Source organism: Streptomyces sp. NPDC048353 (assembly GCF_055587165.1).
In genome coordinates this window covers 672240-690364 of record NZ_JBVJGU010000001.1, presented here as the reverse complement: position 1 = coordinate 690364, position 18125 = coordinate 672240, and the positions used below count along the sequence as shown (strand labels likewise).

The 18125-nt window shown below is 74.3% G+C and carries 16 protein-coding genes and 1 riboswitch; of the genes, 11 read left to right on the top strand and 5 right to left on the bottom strand.

The genetic code is table 11. The features are described 5' to 3' along the window. Nucleotides 1–5: 5 nt before the first annotated feature. Complete coding sequence (locus tag ACZ6RC_RS03070) at nucleotides 6–1334, bottom strand: glycosyltransferase family 4 protein (protein ID WP_469578924.1); 1329 nt, start codon at nucleotides 1332–1334, stop codon at nucleotides 6–8. Nucleotides 1335–1541: 207 nt separating this feature from the next. Here ACZ6RC_RS03070 and ACZ6RC_RS03065 point away from each other — a divergent pair, with 207 nt between their 5' ends. Continuing rightward, a complete protein-coding gene (locus tag ACZ6RC_RS03065; protein ID WP_469578922.1) occupies nucleotides 1542–2198 on the top strand; it encodes a TetR family transcriptional regulator in 657 nt (218 codons plus the stop codon). Nucleotides 2199–2288: 90 nt separating this feature from the next. On the opposite strand, the gene ACZ6RC_RS03060 is transcribed toward ACZ6RC_RS03065, so the two are convergent. Continuing rightward, a complete protein-coding gene (locus ACZ6RC_RS03060; RefSeq protein ID WP_391141227.1) occupies nucleotides 2289–2522 on the bottom strand; it encodes a ferredoxin in 234 nt (77 codons plus the stop codon). Continuing rightward, the gene (locus tag ACZ6RC_RS03055; protein WP_391141025.1) at nucleotides 2522–3991 is read right to left on the bottom strand and encodes an aldehyde dehydrogenase; all 1470 of its coding nucleotides are present in this window, start codon (nucleotides 3989–3991) and stop codon (nucleotides 2522–2524) included. The genes ACZ6RC_RS03060 and ACZ6RC_RS03055 overlap by 1 nt, the downstream gene beginning before the upstream one ends. A gap of 142 nt (nucleotides 3992–4133) precedes the next feature. On the opposite strand from ACZ6RC_RS03055, the gene ACZ6RC_RS03050 reads away from it, so the two are divergent. The 7 genes from ACZ6RC_RS03050 (at nucleotide 4134) to ACZ6RC_RS03020 (ending at nucleotide 12031) form a co-directional block, all read left to right on the top strand. Beyond that, a complete protein-coding gene (locus ACZ6RC_RS03050) occupies nucleotides 4134–5171 on the top strand; it encodes an MBL fold metallo-hydrolase (RefSeq protein ID WP_469578920.1) in 1038 nt (345 codons plus the stop codon). A 234-nt stretch (nucleotides 5172–5405) separates the two neighbouring features. After that, nucleotides 5406–5530: riboswitch (cobalamin riboswitch) on the top strand. Between the two features lie 41 nt (nucleotides 5531–5571). Continuing rightward, nucleotides 5572–6828 (top strand): prenyltransferase/squalene oxidase repeat-containing protein, encoded by a 1257-nt coding sequence (locus ACZ6RC_RS03045; protein WP_469578918.1) that lies wholly within the window; start codon nucleotides 5572–5574, stop codon nucleotides 6826–6828. Beyond that, the gene (locus ACZ6RC_RS03040; RefSeq protein WP_469578916.1) at nucleotides 6825–7550 is read left to right on the top strand and encodes an SCO2322 family protein; all 726 of its coding nucleotides are present in this window, start codon (nucleotides 6825–6827) and stop codon (nucleotides 7548–7550) included. The genes ACZ6RC_RS03045 and ACZ6RC_RS03040 overlap by 4 nt, the downstream gene beginning before the upstream one ends. Beyond that, on the top strand, nucleotides 7547–8722 hold the full coding sequence (locus tag ACZ6RC_RS03035; protein WP_469578914.1) for an energy-coupling factor transporter transmembrane component T: 1176 nt from the start codon (nucleotides 7547–7549) through the stop codon (nucleotides 8720–8722). The genes ACZ6RC_RS03040 and ACZ6RC_RS03035 overlap by 4 nt, the downstream gene beginning before the upstream one ends. After that, nucleotides 8719–10470 (top strand): ABC transporter ATP-binding protein, encoded by a 1752-nt coding sequence (locus ACZ6RC_RS03030; RefSeq protein WP_469578912.1) that lies wholly within the window; start codon nucleotides 8719–8721, stop codon nucleotides 10468–10470. The genes ACZ6RC_RS03035 and ACZ6RC_RS03030 overlap by 4 nt, the downstream gene beginning before the upstream one ends. Beyond that, nucleotides 10467–11321, top strand: a complete 855-nt coding sequence (locus tag ACZ6RC_RS03025; protein WP_453615708.1) for an ECF transporter S component — start codon at nucleotides 10467–10469, stop codon at nucleotides 11319–11321. Before ACZ6RC_RS03030 ends, ACZ6RC_RS03025 begins: the two co-directional genes overlap by 4 nt. Before the next feature lie 308 nt (nucleotides 11322–11629). After that, on the top strand, nucleotides 11630–12031 hold the full coding sequence (locus ACZ6RC_RS03020; protein WP_453615711.1) for an aggregation-promoting factor C-terminal-like domain-containing protein: 402 nt from the start codon (nucleotides 11630–11632) through the stop codon (nucleotides 12029–12031). A 181-nt stretch (nucleotides 12032–12212) separates the two neighbouring features. Here the strand turns inward: ACZ6RC_RS03020 and ACZ6RC_RS03015 are convergent, their stop codons facing one another. Further along, nucleotides 12213–13382, bottom strand: a complete 1170-nt coding sequence (locus ACZ6RC_RS03015; protein WP_391141045.1) for a steroid 3-ketoacyl-CoA thiolase — start codon at nucleotides 13380–13382, stop codon at nucleotides 12213–12215. 253 nt (nucleotides 13383–13635) lie between these two features. Here ACZ6RC_RS03015 and ACZ6RC_RS03010 point away from each other — a divergent pair, with 253 nt between their 5' ends. The 3 genes from ACZ6RC_RS03010 (at nucleotide 13636) to ACZ6RC_RS03000 (ending at nucleotide 16815) form a co-directional block, all read left to right on the top strand. After that, a complete protein-coding gene (locus tag ACZ6RC_RS03010; protein ID WP_391141048.1) occupies nucleotides 13636–14883 on the top strand; it encodes a cytochrome P450 in 1248 nt (415 codons plus the stop codon). 208 nt (nucleotides 14884–15091) lie between these two features. Next, on the top strand, nucleotides 15092–16150 hold the full coding sequence (locus tag ACZ6RC_RS03005; protein WP_469578909.1) for a DUF2330 domain-containing protein: 1059 nt from the start codon (nucleotides 15092–15094) through the stop codon (nucleotides 16148–16150). Further along, nucleotides 16147–16815, top strand: a complete 669-nt coding sequence (locus ACZ6RC_RS03000; RefSeq protein WP_453615714.1) for an O-methyltransferase — start codon at nucleotides 16147–16149, stop codon at nucleotides 16813–16815. The genes ACZ6RC_RS03005 and ACZ6RC_RS03000 overlap by 4 nt, the downstream gene beginning before the upstream one ends. Nucleotides 16816–16863: 48 nt before the next feature. Here ACZ6RC_RS03000 and ACZ6RC_RS02995 read toward each other — a convergent pair whose 3' ends face one another. Next, nucleotides 16864–18111 (bottom strand): serpin family protein, encoded by a 1248-nt coding sequence (locus ACZ6RC_RS02995; RefSeq protein ID WP_469578907.1) that lies wholly within the window; start codon nucleotides 18109–18111, stop codon nucleotides 16864–16866. Nucleotides 18112–18125 lie beyond the last annotated feature (14 nt).

Below are 18125 nucleotides of genomic sequence, written 5' to 3'. Positions count from 1 at the left end.
TGCGGTCACCTGCGGGCCACCCGGCCCTGACGGGCGATCGCCTCGCGGTACAGGTCGGCGGTGCCCTGCGCGGCCCGGGCCCAGGTGAAGCGGTCCAGGACGCGGGCGCGTCCGGCGGCGCCGAGGCGGGCCCGCAGCTCGGCGTCGCCGAGGACCAGGCGCAGGGCCTCGGCCAGCGCGTCGGGGTCGGCCGGGGGCACGGCGAGGCAGGTCTCGCCGTCGCGGCCGGCGACCTCGGGGATCGCGCCGCCGGTGGTGGCGACGAGCGGAGTACCGGTGGCCATGGCCTCGGCGGCCGGCAGCGAGAACCCCTCGTACAGCGACGGGACGCAGGAGACCTGGGCGGAGCGGACGAGGTCGACGAGCTCGGCGTCGGTGATGCCCTTGACGAACCGGACGGCGTCCTGGAGTCCGTACCGCTCGATGGCCTGGGCGACCGGCCCGTCCTCGGCGCGCTTGCCGACGACGACCAGGTGGGCGGCGGGGTGGTCGGTACGGAGCTTGGCGAGGGCCTCGACCAGGTGGACGAGTCCCTTGAGGGGTACGTCCGCGCTGGAGGTGGTGACGATCCGGCCGGGGACCTCGGCGACGGAGGGGTCCGGGGACCACAGGGCGGTGTCGGCGCCGATGTGGACGACCCGGATGCGGTCGTCGCGGACGCCCAGGTGCTCGACGATCTCGCGGCGGGAGGTGCCCGAGACGGTCAGCACGGACGGCAGCCGGCGGGCGACCCGCTTCTGCATCCGGGTGAAGCCGTACCAGCGGCGGACGGAGGCGCGCCGCTTCCAGTCGGCGGCGGCGTCGAGGTCGAGCCGCCGGTCGACGGTGATGGGGTGGTGGATCGTGGTGACGAGCGGTGCGCCGATCGCGCCCGGGCCGCCGAGGAGTCCGTAGCCGAGGGTCTGGTTGTCGTGGACGACGTCGAAGTCGCCGCGCCGGGCGGCGAGCATGCGCCGGGCCCGCAGGGAGAACGTGAGCGGCTCGGGGAAGCCGCCGGTCCACATGGTGGCGACCTCGAGGGCGTCGATCCAGTCCCGGTACTCGTCGCGTCCGGGCGTGCGGAAGGGGTCCGGCGAGCGGTACAGGTCCAGGCTCGCCAGCTCGGTGAGGGTGAGCCCGGGCAGCCCCTCGTCCAGGACGGGGTACGGCTGCGAGCCGATGACCTCCACGCTGTGGCCCAGCCGGGCGAGTTCGCGAGAGAGGTGGCGGACGTAGACGCCCTGGCCTCCGCAGAACGGGTTGCCCTTGTACGTGAGCAGAGCGATCCGCAGCGGACGGTCGCCCTCGTCGGTGACGCCCTGGCGGGGGCCTGACTCTATGGCCTCAGCGGTCACTCGCTGCCCCCTTCGAGCGTACGTTTCGCCGGAGCGTAACCGCTCGCGCTAATCTAGAACAAGTTACAGACTTGATCGCTCTTGATCGTTCAAGGTGCACTGAATCTACCGGCAGGTAGCCCCCGCTGTAGGAACCGGATCAGGTGATTCGCGCCACGGCGGAACCCCCGCCATACTGTCGCTCCCCACCGCACGGAACGGGACTCCATGACCGCGGAAGACAGACCCGCCTCGCCGCCCCTGACAGAGCGCCAGGAGGCGCGCCGCCGGCGCATCCTGCACGCCAGCGCGCAGCTGGCCGGGCGGGGCGGGTTCGACGCCGTGCAGATGCGCGAGGTCGCCGAGGCCGCCGGGGTGGCCCTGGGCACGCTGTACCGCTACTTCCCTTCCAAGATCCACCTGCTGGTCGCGACCATGCAGGACCAGCTCCAGCACATGCACACGACCCTGCGGAAGCGGCCCCCGGCGGGCGACAGCTCGGCGGAGCGGGTGGCGGAGACGCTGATGCGCGCGTTCCGGGCGCTCCAGCGGGAGCCGCAGCTCGCGGACGCGATGGTGCGGGCACTGACGTTCGCGGACCGGAGCGTGAGCCCGGAGGTGGACACGGTGTCGCGGCTGACGACGGCGATCATCCTGGACGCGATGGAGCTGGAGCACCCGACTCCGGAACAGCTCTCGGCGGTCCGGGTCATCGAGCACACCTGGCACTCCGCGCTGATCACCTGGCTGTCGGGGCGCGCCTCGATCGCCCAGGTGAAGATCGACATCGAGACGGTCTGCCGGCTGATCGACCTGACCGTCCCCGGCGGCCCGGCCGCGCCCACGACGGCGCGCCCGCGCGGACGGGCCGGATCCACCGCGTAAGTCGTGTCCGGGGCTCGGAGCCGCCAAGGCCGCCCGTCGGCCACCGCGTCCGGACGCCGGGCCGCCGGGCCGCTCCCCGTCGCCCGCCGGCTACTCCTCGGGCGGAAAGACCGGTTCCCCGCCGTCGAGGAGCGTGATCAGGATCGCCTCCACCGGGCAGCCCTCGGCCGCCGCGAGCACGCCCTCGTTCGCGTCCGCCTCCGGGCGCGTCGGATGCGACTGACGGGCCGAGTCCAGCCGGAAACCGTCCGGCGCGTGGTTCACGCACATGCCGGAGCCGATGCACACCCCCCGGTCGACCTCGACGTGCCAGCGGTCGCCCATCACGCCCCACCCGGCCCCTCGTACCCGGCCGGCAGGTGGATCATCTTGTGCTCCAGGTACTCGCCGAAGCCCTCGGGCCCGAACTCCCGGCCCAGGCCGGAGTTCTTGTAGCCCCCGAACGGGCCGAGCATGTCGAGGCTGAAGGTGTTCACGTTGAAGGTGCCGGTCCGCACCCGCCGGGCGAAGTCGATGCCGTGCTCCACGTCCCCGGTCCAGACGCTGCCGCTGAGGCCGTAGTCGGAGTCGTCGGCGATCCGGAGCGCCTCCTCCTCGTCGCCGTACGGCAGGAGGCAGATGACCGGCCCGAAGATCTCCTCACGCGCGATGCGCATGGAGTTGTCGACGTCGCCGAAGAGCGTCGGCTCGACGTACCAGCCGCGCTCCAGGCCGGCGGGGCGGCCGCCGCCCGCGAGGACCTTGGCGCCCTCCTCCTGGCCGATGCCGATGTAGTCGAGGGAACGCTGCTGCTGACGGCGGGCGACGAGCGGGCCGACCTGGGTGGCCGGATCGAGCGGGTCGCCCACCACCAGCGCGCCCGCGGCGGCGGCGAGCGCCTCGGCGATCTCGTCGTAGCGGTTGCGCGGCGCGAGGATCCGGGTCTGGGCGACGCACGCCTGGCCGTTGTTCATCCAGGCCGCCGGGACGATCCCGGCGACGGCGGTCGCCACGTCGGCGTCGGGCAGGATGACGGCGGCCGACTTGCCGCCCAGTTCGAGGGTGACGCGGGTGAGGTTGCGGGAGGCGACCTCCATCACGCGCTTTCCGGCCGCGACCGACCCGGTGAAGGAGACCTTGTCGACCCCGGGGTGCCCGACCAGGTACTCGCTGACCTCGCGGTCGGCCGGCAGGATGCTCAGGACCCCGTCGGGGAGTCCGGCCTCGGCCGCGATCTCGCCCAGGATGTACGAGTCGAGGGGGGATTCCGGCGACGGCTTCAGGACCACCGTGCAGCCGGCCAGCAGCGCCGGGCCGAGCTTCGCCGCCGCCGTGAACTGCGGGACGTTCCACGGCACCACGGCCGCGACCACGCCCACCGGTTCACGCCGCACCATGATCGGCCCGAGGACCCCGGCGCGCCGCGACTCGTAGGTGAACTCCCGGGCGACGGTGATCGCGGAGTCCCACACCATCATCGCGCCGAGCGCCTGGGCGAGCACGCTCCAGGAGTACGGGGAGCCGTTCTGCGCGCTGATCGAGCGGGCGATCTCCTCGTGGCGTACGGCGATGGCGTCCTTGATCCGGGTGACGACCTCGATCCGCTCCTCCAGCGTCGCCCGGGGCCAGGGGCCGTGGTCGAAGGCCTCCCGGGCGGCGGCGACGGCCCGGTCGACATCGGCCCGCGAGGCGTGCGGCACGCGGCCGACGACCTCCTCGGTGTGGGGCGAGATCACCTCGATGACCTCGCTGCCCAGGGGATCGGTCAACCGCCCGCCGACGAAAAGCCTTCCGTGCTCCACAAGCTCGGTCATGACCGACTGCCTCCCGGAACCCGCGACGTTATCTGACTGTGTTTCAGAACTGATACCAGTTCTACTTATGATGGGCAATGCTCGAACGGATGCCGTCGGATGCCGTGCCGTCGCGGCGCAAGCCGCGGAGAGATGAGGGCCCATGAGCCAGGTGACCGAGCACGGCGGAGGCGTCTGGTCCCTCCGCGTCCCCATCCCGGACAACCCGCTCGGCCACACCCTGGTCCACGTCGTCGACACGGACCGCGGCCCCGTCCTGATCGACACCGGCTGGGACGACCCCGCCTCCTGGGACGAACTGGCCGCCGGGCTCGCCGCCCTGGGCACCTCCGTGGGGGACGTCCACGGCGTCGTCATCACCCACCACCACCCCGACCACCACGGCCTGTCCGGCCGGGTACGGGAGGCGTCCGGCGCGTGGATCGCGATGCACGCCGCCGACACCGCCGTCGTCCGCCGCACCCGCGAGTCGGAGCCCGAGGTCTGGCTCGACTACCTCGCCCGCAAACTCGCCGCCGTCGGCGCCCCCGAGGAGCACACCGCTCCGCTCCTCGCCGCCCGCGGGAGCGGCCGGATGCGGACCCTGCCCGGGCTGCGCTCGGCCCTGCCCGACCGCGAGATCGTCCCCGGCGAGCTCCTGGACCTCGCCGGGCGGCGGCTGCGCGCCGTCTGGACCCCGGGCCACACCCCCGGCCACGTCTGCCTGCACCTGGAGGAGGCCCACCCGGCGGGGTTGCCCGGCCACGGCCGTCTCTTCTCCGGTGACCACCTGCTCCCCGGGATCTCGCCGCACATCGGCCTCTACGAGGACCCGGACGACGACACCGTCACCGACCCCCTCGGCGACTACCTCGACTCGCTGGAGCGGATCGGCCGCCTCGGCGTCGCCGAGGTGCTCCCGGCCCACCAGTACGCCTTCTCCGACGCGGCCGGTCGGGTCCGCGAACTCCTCGTCCACCACGAGGAGCGGCTGACCGGCCTCCTCGGCCTGCTCGCCGCCCCCCTCACCCCGTGGCAGCTCGCCGAGCGGATGGAGTGGAACCGCCCCTGGGAGCAGATCCCCTACGGCTCCCGGACCATCGCGGTCAGCGAGGCCGAGGCGCATCTGCGGCGGCTGGTGAAGCTGGGCCGCGCGGAACCGGTGCCCGGCTCGGACCCGGTGGCGTACGTCGCCGTCTGAGGCGGCACGCCGACGGGCCGGGGCGGACGGGGGCACGCCGACGGGCGCGGCGGGGGGACAGGGCGGGGGCGGGGGCCGGGGCGCTCCGCGGGGGCCGGCCCGGGCACGGGCGCGTCGCCGACGGGGCCGGACCGCGGGCGCCGGCCCCGCCCCCGGTGTGAGGCACCTCGCACTCCCCGGCCGCCCCCGCTACGGGCCGGTAGAGTGGGCCCGTCGTCATCATGCCCGTACGGGGGGAAGCCGGTGGAAATCCGGCACTGACCCGCAACCGTGAGCCACCCCGCGTGGTGAGTCGGAATGCCCCGCCCGGGACGTGAACGCCGGCACCGTCGAGGAATACGGAGCCGAGCCTGGTGCCCTTGCGCGTGCCGGTCCTCGGCCGCAGGAGAGGCCAGCACCCATGACCACCGTCCGCCGCGGCGCCGCCGCGTTCGCAGCCGCCGCGCTGCTCTGCACCGGAACGGCTGCCGTCGCGTCCGCCGCGCCCTCCCCGACCCCGGCTCCCGCGATCCCCTCCGGGCTGTACGGCACGAAGGACCCGACGTACGACGGCGTCTGGCGCCAGTCGCTCGCCTTCATCGCCCAGCGGACCAACGGCGTCCAGCCCGCCGAGCAGGCCGTGAGCTGGCTCCAGCGGCAGCAGTGCGACAGCGGCGCCTTCTCCTCGTACCGCCCCGACCCCACCAAGCCGTGCGCCCCGGCCACCATGCTGGACACCAACGCCACCGCCGTCGCCGTGCAGGCGCTCTCCGGCGTCAAGCGCGACAGCGCCGACCCCGAGGCCCTCGCCAAGGCCGCCACCGCGGGCGCGGGCTGGCTGAAGGGCGTGCAGAACAAGGACGGCGGCTGGGGCTACAACCCCGGCAGCCCCAGTGACGCCAACTCCACCTCGATCGTGATCGGCGCCCTCGCCGCCCTCGGCGAGAAGCCGGGCGAGGTCGAGTCCGCCGACGGGAAGACGCCGTACGACGCGCTGCTCGGCTTCGCCCTCCCCTGCACCGACAAGGACGGCCCGGGCGCCTTCGCCTACCAGCCGGACAAGGCCGGCAAGCTCCTCGCGAACGCCGACGCCACCGCGGCCGCCACGCTCGCCGGGCTCGGCAAGGGCGTCACCGCCCGCGGCGTGAAGCCCGCCCAGGCCCCCGCCTGCGTCGGCCAGCCCCGGCAGACGGTCGAGCGGGCCGCCCGCAACGGCGCCTCCTACCTGGCCGGCGCGCTGGCGAAGACCGGGCACCTGAACACGCCGCCGATGCCGGGCGCCGCCGAGTCGGCCCCGCTCCCGGACTACGGCAACACCGCCGACGCCGTCGTCGCGCTCGCCGCGACCGGCGCCACCGAGCAGGCCACCGGGGCGCTGACCTGGCTGGAGAAGAACTCCGCCGCCTGGGCCAAGGAGAACGGCCCGGCCGCCTACGCCCAGCTGGTCTTCGCCGCCAACGCGATGGGCGCCGACCCGCGTGCCTTCGGCTCGGCCGACCTCCTCGCGCAGCTCGCCGCCACCGGCCCGGCGCCGCAGTCCTCGCCGTCCGCCTCCGCGGACGACCGGAAGGCCGCGGAGGACGGGGACTCCGGCTCCTTCAACATCTGGTGGATCGTCGGCATCGGCACGGTGGTCGGCGTAGGCATCGGCTTCCTGCTGAGCGGCCGCAAGAAGTGAGGTCCCGGCGCTCCTCCGCCGCCGCGGCCGTCACGGCCGCGGCGGTCGCCGTCCTGGCCGCGTCCGTCGCCACCCCCGCCCACGCCGGGACCGGATACCGCTACTGGTCCTTCTGGGAAGGCGACGGCGCCGGCCGGTGGACGTACGCCACCCTCGGCCCGGCGAGCGCGCGGCCCGCCGACGGCGCGGCGATCGGCTTCCGCTTCGCGGTCAGCCAGGACACGAAGGACGCCACCCGGCCGTCCGCGGCCGCCGACTTCGCGCGGATCTGCGCCGGTACGGAGGAGAAGCCGGACACCAAGCGGATCGCGGTCGTCGTCGACTTCGGCACCGCGGCCGACGCCCCCGGGGGCGAGACGCCCCCGGACCCGGCGCTCAAGACCGGCTGCGCGCGGCTCCACGAGGACGCGACGGGCGCGGAGGCGCTGGCGGCGGTGGCGAAGCCGCTGCGGTACGACAGCGCGGCGATGCTCTGCGGGATCGAGGGCTACCCCGCGAAGGGCTGCGGCGAGCAGGTCGCCGGGACGCCGACGTCCTCCGGGACCGGCTCGGAGACGGCCGGGACCGCGAAGCCCGAACGGACCGGCCCGACGTCCTCGGCCACCGCCGCCGACGGCGGCGCGGGGAACGACGGCGGGCCCGCCCTCGGGATCGCCGCCGGTGGAGCGGCCGTCCTCGTCCTCGGTGGCGCGGCGGTCTGGAAGGCCCGCCGCCGCGCATGATCCGTGCCCCCGAGGCGAACCGTTCCAACGCCCTGCACGCGGGCGCCTGGTGGCTCTGGGCGCTCGGTCTCGCCGTGGCCGCCTCCCGTACCACCAACCCGCTGCTCCTCGGTCTGATCGTCGGGGTCGCGGGCTATGTCGTCGCGGCGCGCCGCACCGACGCGCCCTGGGCCCGTTCGTACGGCGCGTTCGTGAAGCTCGGCCTGTTCGTGGTGGGCCTGCGCGTGGCCTTCTCGGTCGTCCTCGGCTCGCCGATCCCCGGCACCCACGAGCTGTTCACGCTGCCCGAACTTCCCTTGCCCGACTGGGCCCAGGGCGTCCGGATCGGGGGTCGGGTCACCGCCGAGCAGATCGTCTTCGCGGTGTACGACGGGGCGAAGCTGGCGACGCTGCTCATCTGCGTCGGCGCGGCGAACGCGCTCGCCAACCCGGCCCGGCTCCTCAAGTCGCTGCCGGGGGCGCTGTACGAGGCCGGGGTCGCCGTCGTCGTGGCGATGACGTTCGCGCCGAACATGGTCGCCGACGTGGTCCGCCTCCGCACGGCCCGGCGGCTGCGCGGCCGCCCGACGGGCGGGGTGCGGGCGGTGCTCCAGATCGGGCTGCCCGTCCTCGAAGGCGCGCTGGAACGGTCGGTCGCGGTGGCGGCGTCCATGGACGCGCGGGGGTACGGGCGGACCGCGCGGGTCCCGGCGGCGGTGCGGCGGACCACGAACGTGCTGACGCTGGGCGGCCTGCTCGGGGTGTGCGCCGGTTCGTACGGGCTGCTGGCGGCGGAGGGCGCCGGCTACGGCCTCCCGCTGGTCGGCGCCGGTCTCGCCGCCGCCGTGGCCGGTCTGTGGCTCGGCGGCCGGCGGACGGTGCGCACCCGCTACCGCCCCGACCGCTGGGGCGTGCGGGCCTGGGTGGTCGCGGGCTCGGGAGTGGCGGTGGCGGCGTTGCTGATCGCGGCGGACGCCTCCGCGCCCGAGGCGCTCCGGCCGGGAGTCGTGCCGCTCGTACCGCCGACGCTGCCGGTGTGGCCGGCGCTCTCGGTGCTGGTGGGCCTGGTGCCCGCGTTCGTGGCCCCGGTGCCCGCCCCCGCCCCCGCCTCCGCTTCCCCTCCCGCTGCCGCGCCCGGACCCGCTTCCGGGTCCGCTTCCGTCGCCGCGTCCAAGGAGTCCCGAACCCCGTGATCCGCTTCGAGAACGTCTCGGTGACGTACGGGGACGCCGACGCGCCCACCCTGCGGAACCTGGACGTGACCGTCCCCGAGGGCGAGCTGGTGCTGCTCGTCGGCCCGTCCGGTGTCGGCAAGTCGACACTGCTCGGCGCGGTGTCGGGTCTCGTCCCGCACTTCACCGGCGGGACGCTGAGCGGCCGGGTCACGGTCGCGGGCCGGGACACCCGGACGCACAAGCCGCGCGAACTGGCCGACGTGGTGGGCACGGTGGGCCAGGACCCGCTGGCGCACTTCGTCACGGACACGGTCGAGGACGAGCTGGCGTACGGGATGGAGTCGCTGGGCCTGGCCCCCGCGGTGATGCGGCGACGGGTGGAGGAGACGCTGGACCTGCTGGGCCTGGCGGAGCTGCGCGACCGGCCGATCGCCACCCTGTCGGGGGGCCAGCGGCAACGGGTGGCGATCGGCTCGGTGCTGACCCCGCACCCGAAGGTGCTGGTCCTGGACGAGCCGACGTCGGCGCTGGACCCGGCGGCGGCCGAGGACGTCCTGGCGGTGCTGCAGCGCCTGGTCCACGACCTGGGCACGACGGTCCTGATGGCCGAGCACCGCCTGGAACGGGTGGTGCAGTACGCGGACCGGGTCCTGCTCCTGCCGGAGGGCGTGATGGGCCCGCCCGCCGACATCATGGCCGTCTCCCCGGTCCACCCGCCGGTGGTCGCCCTGGGCCGCCTCGCGGGCTGGTCGCCCCTCCCGCTGACGGTCCGCGACGCCCGCCGCCGCGCGACCGGCCTGCGCGCGCGCCTGGAGGGCCTGACCCCCACGACGCCCGCCGCCCCGACCACGACCGAACCGATCACACCCACGACCACGACCGAACGGCTCACGACCGAACCGCCCGAGGCCGGACCGGAGCCGCGCACCCGGCTCGCCTTCCTGCGGCGGCGCCGGACCCGGGCTGCCTCCCCGCCCGGCGAGCGCCCGGACACGCGCCCGGGCACGCCCCTGGTCGAGGCCGACGGGCTCGGGGTCCGGCGCGGCCGGATCGAGGCGCTGCGCCGCGTCGACCTGCGGGTGACCGCCGGGGAGACCGTCGCCCTCATGGGCCGCAACGGCGCCGGCAAGTCCACCCTCCTCGGGAGCCTCGTCGGGATGGTCCCGCCGACCTCCGGGAGCGTGCGCGTCGGCGGTCTGGTCCCGCACAGGACCGAGCCCCGCGAGCTGATCCGCCGCGTGGGTCTCGTACCGCAGGAGCCGCGCGACCTGCTGTACGCCGACACGGTCGCCGCCGAGTGCGCCGCCGCCGACACGGACGCGGGCGCCCGCCCGGGGTCCTGCCGCGCGCTGGTGTCCGAACTGCTGCCGGGCGTGGCGGACGGCACGCACCCCCGTGACCTGTCCGAGGGGCAGCGCCTGGCGCTCGCCCTGGCCGTGGTCCTCACCGGGCGGCCCCCGCTGCTGCTGCTCGACGAGCCGACCCGCGGTCTCGACTACGCCGCCAAGGCGCGTCTCGTCGCCCACCTGCGGACGCTGACCGCCGAGGGGCACGCCCTCGTCCTGGCCACCCACGACGTGGAGCTGGCCGCCGAGCTGGCGCACCGGGTGGTGATCCTGGCGGGCGGCGAGGTCGTCGCGGACGGCCCGACCGCCGAGGTCGTCGTCTCCTCCCCCGCGTTCTCCCCGCAGGTGGCGAAGATCCTCGCCCCCGAGCCGTGGCTCACGGTCGAGCAGGTCGCCCCGCACCTGCGGGAGGTCCGGTGACCTCCCGCCGGGGGGTGGCCCGCCCGCTGCGCCTGGGCCCCCGTGCGGTCGCCGCGCTGGTCCTGATCTCGGTCGTGGGCGTCCTGGCGTTCGGCTGGCCGCTGCTCGCCGACTCCTCGGCGGCCGTGACCTCGCACGCGGCCGACGCCCCCTGGCTCTTCGCCGCCCTGCTGCCGCTCCTGGTGGCGGTGGTCGTCGCCACCATCTCCGACGACGGGATGGACGCGAAGGCGGTCGCGATGCTGGGGGTGCTCGCCGCCGTGGGGGCGGCCCTGCGGCCGCTGGGCGCGGGGACGGCCGGTCTGGAGCCGATGTTCTTCCTGATGGTGCTGAGCGGCCGGGTCCTCGGCCCCGGCTTCGGCTTCGTCCTCGGCTCGGTGACCATGTTCGCGTCCGCCCTGCTCACGGGCGGGGTGGGGCCCTGGATGCCGTTCCAGATGCTGTCGATGGGCTGGTTCGCGATGGGGGCGGGGCTGCTGCCGGGCCCCGACCGGCTCAGGGGCCGCGCGGAGCTGCTGATGCTCTCGGCGTACGGCTTCCTGGCGGCGTTCGCGTACGGCACCGTCATGAACCTGTACGGCTGGCCGATCGTGGCCGGGCCGACCGGTGCCTCCTTCGTGCCCGGCGATCCGGTGCACGAGAACCTGGTGCGGTTCGCCGCCTACGTCCTGGCCACCTCCCTCGGCTGGGACCTCGGCAGGGCGTCGCTGACCGTCGTCCTCACCCTCACCGTCGGCGGGACCCTCCTGAAGGCGCTCCGGCGGGCGACGCGGCGGGCGAACTTCGAGGCCCAGGTCACATTCGAGGCCCCTGCGGGGTCCCGTGACGGTGAGGCGCCCCACAGGACCTAGGTCACGTACGGTCCGGGTTAGGAGACGGAGGGAACGGGCCGAATGCCCTCCCTTCACCCGGCTGACCTGCGCGGACGCGGGGGCCGCCGGGCCGGGGCCGTTCGCGGGCGGTGCGATCGGGGGTAGTACCGGGGGTCGTTGCCGACGCGCTCCCGCTTTGCTTCTCTGGTGGACGTCGCCAGGCAGCCGGCGCTCAGCGCAGCTCCTCGGACGGGCCGATTCCGCACGTTCCCGGTCATCCCGGGCTCTGGTTCCGGCTTGCCTGAAACGCCCGGCGCAGTCCACGTCCCCGACGACAGGTGCCTGCCTTGTTCCGCTCCCTCGCCACTCGTGTCTCCCCCCGCAAGAAGACGCTCGCCGCCTCCGCGGCCGTACTGCTGAGCGCCTCGGGCGCGGTGCTGGGCACGACGGCCACGGCCTCGGCCGCGACGCCGCAGGAGATCGCCAAGAAGATCGTGCCCGCCTCGCAGTACCAGGCGTTCAGCAAGATCGTCGAGCACGAGTCCGGCTGGAACTTCACCGCCACCAACTCCTCCAGCGGTGCCTACGGCCTGGTCCAGGCCCTGCCGGCCTCGAAGATGTCCTCGGCCGGCTCCGACTGGAAGACGAACCCCGCCACGCAGATCAAGTGGGGTCTGAACTACATGAACGAGCGCTACGGCAGCCCGAACGCCGCCTGGTCGTTCTGGCAGGCCAACGGCTGGTACTGACCGGCCCGCCGGCACCGGCCTTCCGCACGGCCCCGCCGGCCCCACGGCCTTCCGCACGGCCCCGCCCTCCGCACCGGAGGCGCGGGGCTCGTCGCGTTCCCGGGGCCCCGCGCCGTCCGGACGGCCGGCCGGCGCCGGCTTCCCGCCCGCCGTGCCCGCCCGCTCCGGCCGTTCCGCCCCGCTACAGCCGTTGGATGATCGTGCCGGTGGCCAGCGCCCCGCCCGCGCACATCGTGATCAGCGCGAACTCCTTGTCCGTCCGCTCCAGCTCGTGCAGCGCGGTGGTGATGAGCCGGGCCCCGGTCGCGCCGACCGGGTGGCCGAGTGCGATCGCTCCCCCGTTCACGTTCACCTTCGCCAGGTCCTGGTCGAAGACCTGCGCCCAGCTCAGCACCACCGAGGCGAAGGCCTCGTTGATCTCGACGAGGTCGATGTCCCGGAGCGACATCCCGGCCTTGCCGAGCACGGCGCGGGTGGCGTCGATGGGCCCGTCGAGGTGAAAGTGCGGGTCCGAGCCGACGAGGGCCTGGGCGACGATCCGGGCGCGGGGCCGGAGCTTGAGCGCGCGGGCCATCCGCTTGGAGGCCCACATCAGCGCGCAGGCGCCGTCGGAGATCTGCGAGGAGTTCCCTGCGGTGTGGACGGCGGTCGGCATGACCGGCTTGAGCCGGGCGAGGGCCTCCATGCTGGTGTCGCGCAGCCCCTCGTCACGGTCCACCAGCCGCCACATGCCCTGTCCGGCGGCCTGCTCCTCCTCCGTGGTGGGCACCTGGACGGCGAAGGTCTCGCGCTTGAAGCGCTCCTCGGACCAGGCGACGGCCGCCCGTTCCTGGGAGAGCAGCCCGAGCGCGTCGACGCGTTCGCGGGTGAGTCCGCGCTTGCGGGCGATGCGCTCGGCGGCCTCGAACTGGTTGGGCAGGTCGACGTTCCACTCGTCCGGCCACGGCTTTCCCGGCCCGTGCTTCGATCCGGAGCCGAGGGGGACGCGGGACATGGCCTCCACCCCGCAGCTGATGCCGATGTCGACGACCCCGGAGGAGATCATGTTGGCGACCATGTGGCTCGCCTGCTGGGAGGAGCCGCACTGACAGTCGACGGTGGTGGCGGCGGTCTCGTAGGGCAGCCCCATGGCGAGCCAGGCGTTGCGCGCCGGGTTCATGGACTGCTCGCCGGCGTGGGTGACCGTACCGCCGACGATCTGCTCGACGCAGTCGGCGTGGATGCCGGTGCGGCCGAGGAGTTCGCGGTAGGTCTCGCCCAGGAGGTAGGCGGGGTGCAGATTGGCGAGCGCGCCTCCGCGCTTGCCGATGGGGGTGCGTACGGCTTCGACGATGACGGGTTCCGCGGCCATGAGCTCGTCCTCTCCTCGCCCCGGCGGGGTGTCCCGGCACTCCGCCCCAGGGAACTAGTACGCGTTCTAGTTCTGAGTGCAGTCTTATGACTGCTACCGCCGGTACGCAAGGGTCGTGCACGTACCCTCTGCACCCTTTCCCCGCAACAGTTCCCGCCACGGCCCTTGCCACTTGTAGAACTCGTTACTACCTTTCCGGGAGCTTCTGATGGACCGTCAGACGAACGCGTCTCAGACATGGAGTGTGTTGCCGATGCCCTGCCCTCACCTCCCCGAAGGGTTCGACGCCACCGACCCCGACCTGCTCCAGGCCCGCATCCCGTTCCCGGAGTTCGCGCGGCTGCGGCAGACCGCGCCGGTGTGGTGGTGCCCGCAGCCACGGGGCATCACGGGGTTCGACGACGAGGGCTACTGGGCCGTCACCCGCCACGCGGACGTCAAATACGTGTCCACGCGCCCGGAGTTGTTCTCCTCCACCGAGAACACCGCCGTCATCCGCTTCAACGAGCACATCACCCGGGACCAGATCGAGGTCCAGAAGCTGATCATGCTCAACATGGACCCGCCCGAGCACACCCGCGTCCGTCAGATCGTCCAGCGCGGCTTCACCCCGCGCGCGATCCGGACGCTGGAGGCGGCGCTGCGCGCCCGCGCCCGCGCGATCGTCGAGGAGGCGAGGCGGAACGCCGGCACGGACGGCACCTTCGACTTCGTCACCCAGGTCGCCGTCGAGCTGCCGCTCCAGGCGATCGCCGAACTCATCGGCGTACCGCAGGAGGACCGCTCCCGGATCTTCGACTGGTCGAACAAGATGGTCGCGTACGACGACCCGGAGTACGCCATCACCGAGGAGATCGGCGCCGAGGCAGCGATGGAGCTCATCGGGTACTCGATGAACCTGGCCGCGGCCCGCAAGGAGTGTCCGGCCCAGGACATCGTCACCCAGCTGGTCGCCGCCGAGGGGCAGGGCAACCTCTCCTCGGACGAGTTCGGCTTCTTCGTCCTGCTGCTCGCGGTGGCCGGAAACGAGACCACCCGCAACGCCATCAGCCACGGCATGCACGCCTTCCTCACCCACCCCGACCAGTGGGAGCTCTTCAAGCGGGAGCGGCCCGCGACCGCCGCCGAGGAGATCGTGCGGTGGGCGACCCCGGTCGTCTCCTTCCAGCGGACGGCCACGCAGGACACCGAGCTGGGCGGGCAGAAGATCCGCAAGGGCGACCGGCTGGGACTCTTCTACTCCTCCGCCAACAACGATCCCGACGTCTTCGAGCACCCCGAGGCCTTCGACATCACCCGCGACCCCAACCCCCACCTCGGCTTCGGGGGCGGAGGGCCGCACTTCTGCCTGGGCAAGTCCCTCGCCATCAACGAGATCGAGCTGATCTTCAACGCCCTCGCCGACGAACTGCCCGACCTGACCCTGGCGGGCGAACCCCGCCGGCTGCGGGCGGCCTGGCTGAACGGCATCAAGGAACTGCGGGTCCGCGTGGCCGGCTGACGTGGGAGGCGGGGGCCCATCCCCCCTGCGCCCGGCCCCCGCCTCTCTCGCCTCGCCCTCGCCTTCCCGGCCCCGCCTCTCCCGGCCTTCTCTTCTCCCGCTCGGGGCGTCCGGGACGCTCGGGACACCCGGGAGCAGCCGCGCACGGAACCGGACGCCCGGGCCGCGCGTCTGAGCCCGCATGCGGGGGAGACAGAGAATTCTGGCCATGATCGTCGCGCTGTTCGCGCTCCAGCTCGGCTCGCTGGTCGCCCCGGCGTACGCGTGCGGCTGCGGCGCCATGGTGACCGACCGCGCCCAGGCGATCGGCGTGGACCGGGAGACCTCGGCCGTACGCTGGGACGGCCGCACGGAAGAGATCGTCATGCGGTTCACCGTGCGCGGGAACGCCGAGCGGGCCGCCTGGATCATGCCCGTACCGAGCCGGGCAGACGTCCGGCTCGGCGACGCGGCGCTCTTCGACGCACTCGACCGGCTCACCCGGCCCGCCCACGTCGACCGGCACTACTTCTGGCCGCGCGGGGGCGACTGGCCCTTCACCGACGGCGACACCGACGGCGCCGGGGCCGCCCCGCCCGGCAGCGCCGCCGGGGACGTCGGGGTCGTCGGACGCGAGCGGCTCGGCCCCTTCGACGTGGCCCGGCTGACCACCGCCGCCCCCGAGGCGCTGAGCGGCTGGCTGGAACGGAACGGCTTCGAGCTGTCCGACCGGCTGGCGACCGAACTCAGGCCGTACACCGACCGGAAGTGGGAGTACGTCGCCGTGCGCCTCGCGCCCGACGACGAGGGGGCGGTGCTGCGCGGGGAGCTCGACCCGCTGCGGATCCGTTTCGCCAGCGACCGGCCGGTCTATCCGATGCGGCTCTCCCGGCTGGCGAAGACGCCCCAGTCGCTCCACCTGTACGTCCTCGCCGACCACCGCATGGAACCGCGCGACACCATCGGAGGGGCACGGCCCGAGGTCCGCTTCGCCGGGCCCGTACAGCCCCAGGGCGCGGTCGCGGACCTCACCGGCGGGCAGCGGGTCTACCTCACGGCGCTGCGGCAGGAGTTCCCCCGGCCCGCGCGCATCGACGGCGACCACGAACTGAAGGCGGTGGCCGACACCCCCTACCGGGAGACCCTCTACTCCGACCGGCTGCTCACGGTCGGCGACGGCGTCCCGGTGTGGCTCCTGACCGTCGCCGGAGCCCTGGTCGCCGGGGTCGCGGCGGTCGTGGCGATCCGCGGACGGCGACGGAGCGCCGGGGTAGGTTCGGCCGTATGAATCAGGAGCAATGGACCGCTGTCGACCACTACTTCACCGATCGGCTCGTCCCCGCCGACGAGGCGCTGGACGCCGCGCTCAGGGACTCCACGGCGGCCGGGCTGCCCGAGATCGCCGTCGCGCCCAACCAGGGCAAGCTGCTGCACCTGCTCGCGGCGACGACGGGGGCGCGGTCGGTCCTGGAGATCGGCACGCTCGGCGGCTACAGCACGATCTGGCTGGCCCGCGCCCTGCCCGCCGACGGCCGGCTGATCACCCTGGAGTACGACCCCGCGCACGCCGACGTGGCCCGCGCCAACGTCGCCCGCGCCGGGCTCGACAAGGTCGTCGAGGTCCGCACGGGCGCGGCGCTCGACACCCTCCCCCGGCTGGAGGCGGAGGGGGCGGGCCCGTTCGACCTGGTCTTCATCGACGCCGACAAGGTGAACAACCCGCACTACGTGTCCTGGGCGTTGAAGCTCGCCCGCCCCGGAACGCTGATCATCGTCGACAACGTGGGGCGGGCCGGCAAGGTCGCCGAGGAGCACCCCGACGACCCGGCGATCACCGGCACGCGCGAGATGTTCGACCTGGTCGCCCGGGAGCCCCGCCTGGACGCCACGGCGTTCCAGACGGTGGGGACGAAGGGGTACGACGGGCTGCTGCTGGCCCGCGTGGTGAGCTGACGCCCGGGGCGCCCGGGGGCGGCGGGGACGGGACGCCCGGAGCGGGAACTACGCCTCGCCGTCGGCGCCGGTGCGGGGCCGGGGCGCGCTCGACCGCCAGCCGGTGAAGAGCGGCGTCCCGCCCGAGGCGTCCAGCACGACCACACCGAAGGGCCGGTCGAAGGCGATCTCCTCGATCACCTTCCGGCGAGCGGCACCGCTGCGGGTCATGGCGACGGCCGTGACGGCGGCGGCCTCCACGCCCTGTTCGGCGACCTCGACGAGGGCTTCCTGGACGGCCTTGGCGAGGTACAGCGGCCGGGGCGAGAGGCTGGAGAAGTCGGCCCCGGGGCGGATGGCCCGGGTGATCCCGAGCGCGGGAAGCCGACCGTGCACATCGGTCCTGGTCCGCAGGGAGAAGCGCGGCAGGGCGAGGGCGACACCGTCGGCCCGGAGCGCCTCGCGCCTGCCGTCCCCTGCCCAGGCGGCGGCGAGGGTCCCGGCCGGTTCGGCGCCGGCCGCCCCGAGGACGAACCGCACCCGCGCGGCGCTCCCTTCGAACTCCTCCGCCTTCTCGGTCCCTTCGGCCCTCCCCGTCCCTGCGGGTCCTTCGCAGGGCAGTTCGACGACGGTCGTCCCGCCCACCCGCCAGGCCCAGGAGGAGGGAATCCGCTGGTGCATGGTCGGTACGGAGGTGGTGTCGCCGTGCCTGTCGGTGAACGGCTCGTCCCGCGTCGCCTCGACGGGGAACGCGTGGCGCCAGGCGACCTTCAGGGCCAGGGCGTTGGCCAGGACCAGATCCTCGGAGCCGTCGAGCGCGAGCGGGAGCCGGCCGATCCGGCCGCCGGTCGCCTCCGCCACCCATGCGTCGATCACCCCCTGCGCGCCACCCGCTCCCGCTTCGGCTCCGGCTTCGGGTCCGGCTCCCGCTTCGGGTCCGGCTCCGGCTCCGGCTCCGGCTCCGGCTCCGGCTCCGGCTCCGGCCAGCGTCCCGAACCCCACGTCGGGCAGCCCGCGCCGGAAGCCGTCGAGGAGCGGCACCGCGCTCCACAGGCCGGTCGCCACGGCCAACCCTCCGGTCCGGCCCAGCCACCGTCCGGCCCGGGTCACGGCCCCGGCCGCCTCTCCGGCGTCGACGCCGAGCAGCTCCCCCAACTCCCGTGCGGTATCCGCCCGCGCCCCGGAGGCCACCGCCCCGAGCGCCAGCCACAGCCCGGCCGGCGAACACACGAAGTCCTGGTCGCCGAACCGCGGCAGCCACCGTTCCGCGAGCGCCCGCACGGCCTCCGCGTACGCGCCCGGATCCCTTCCGCCCATCTCCACGCCCTCCC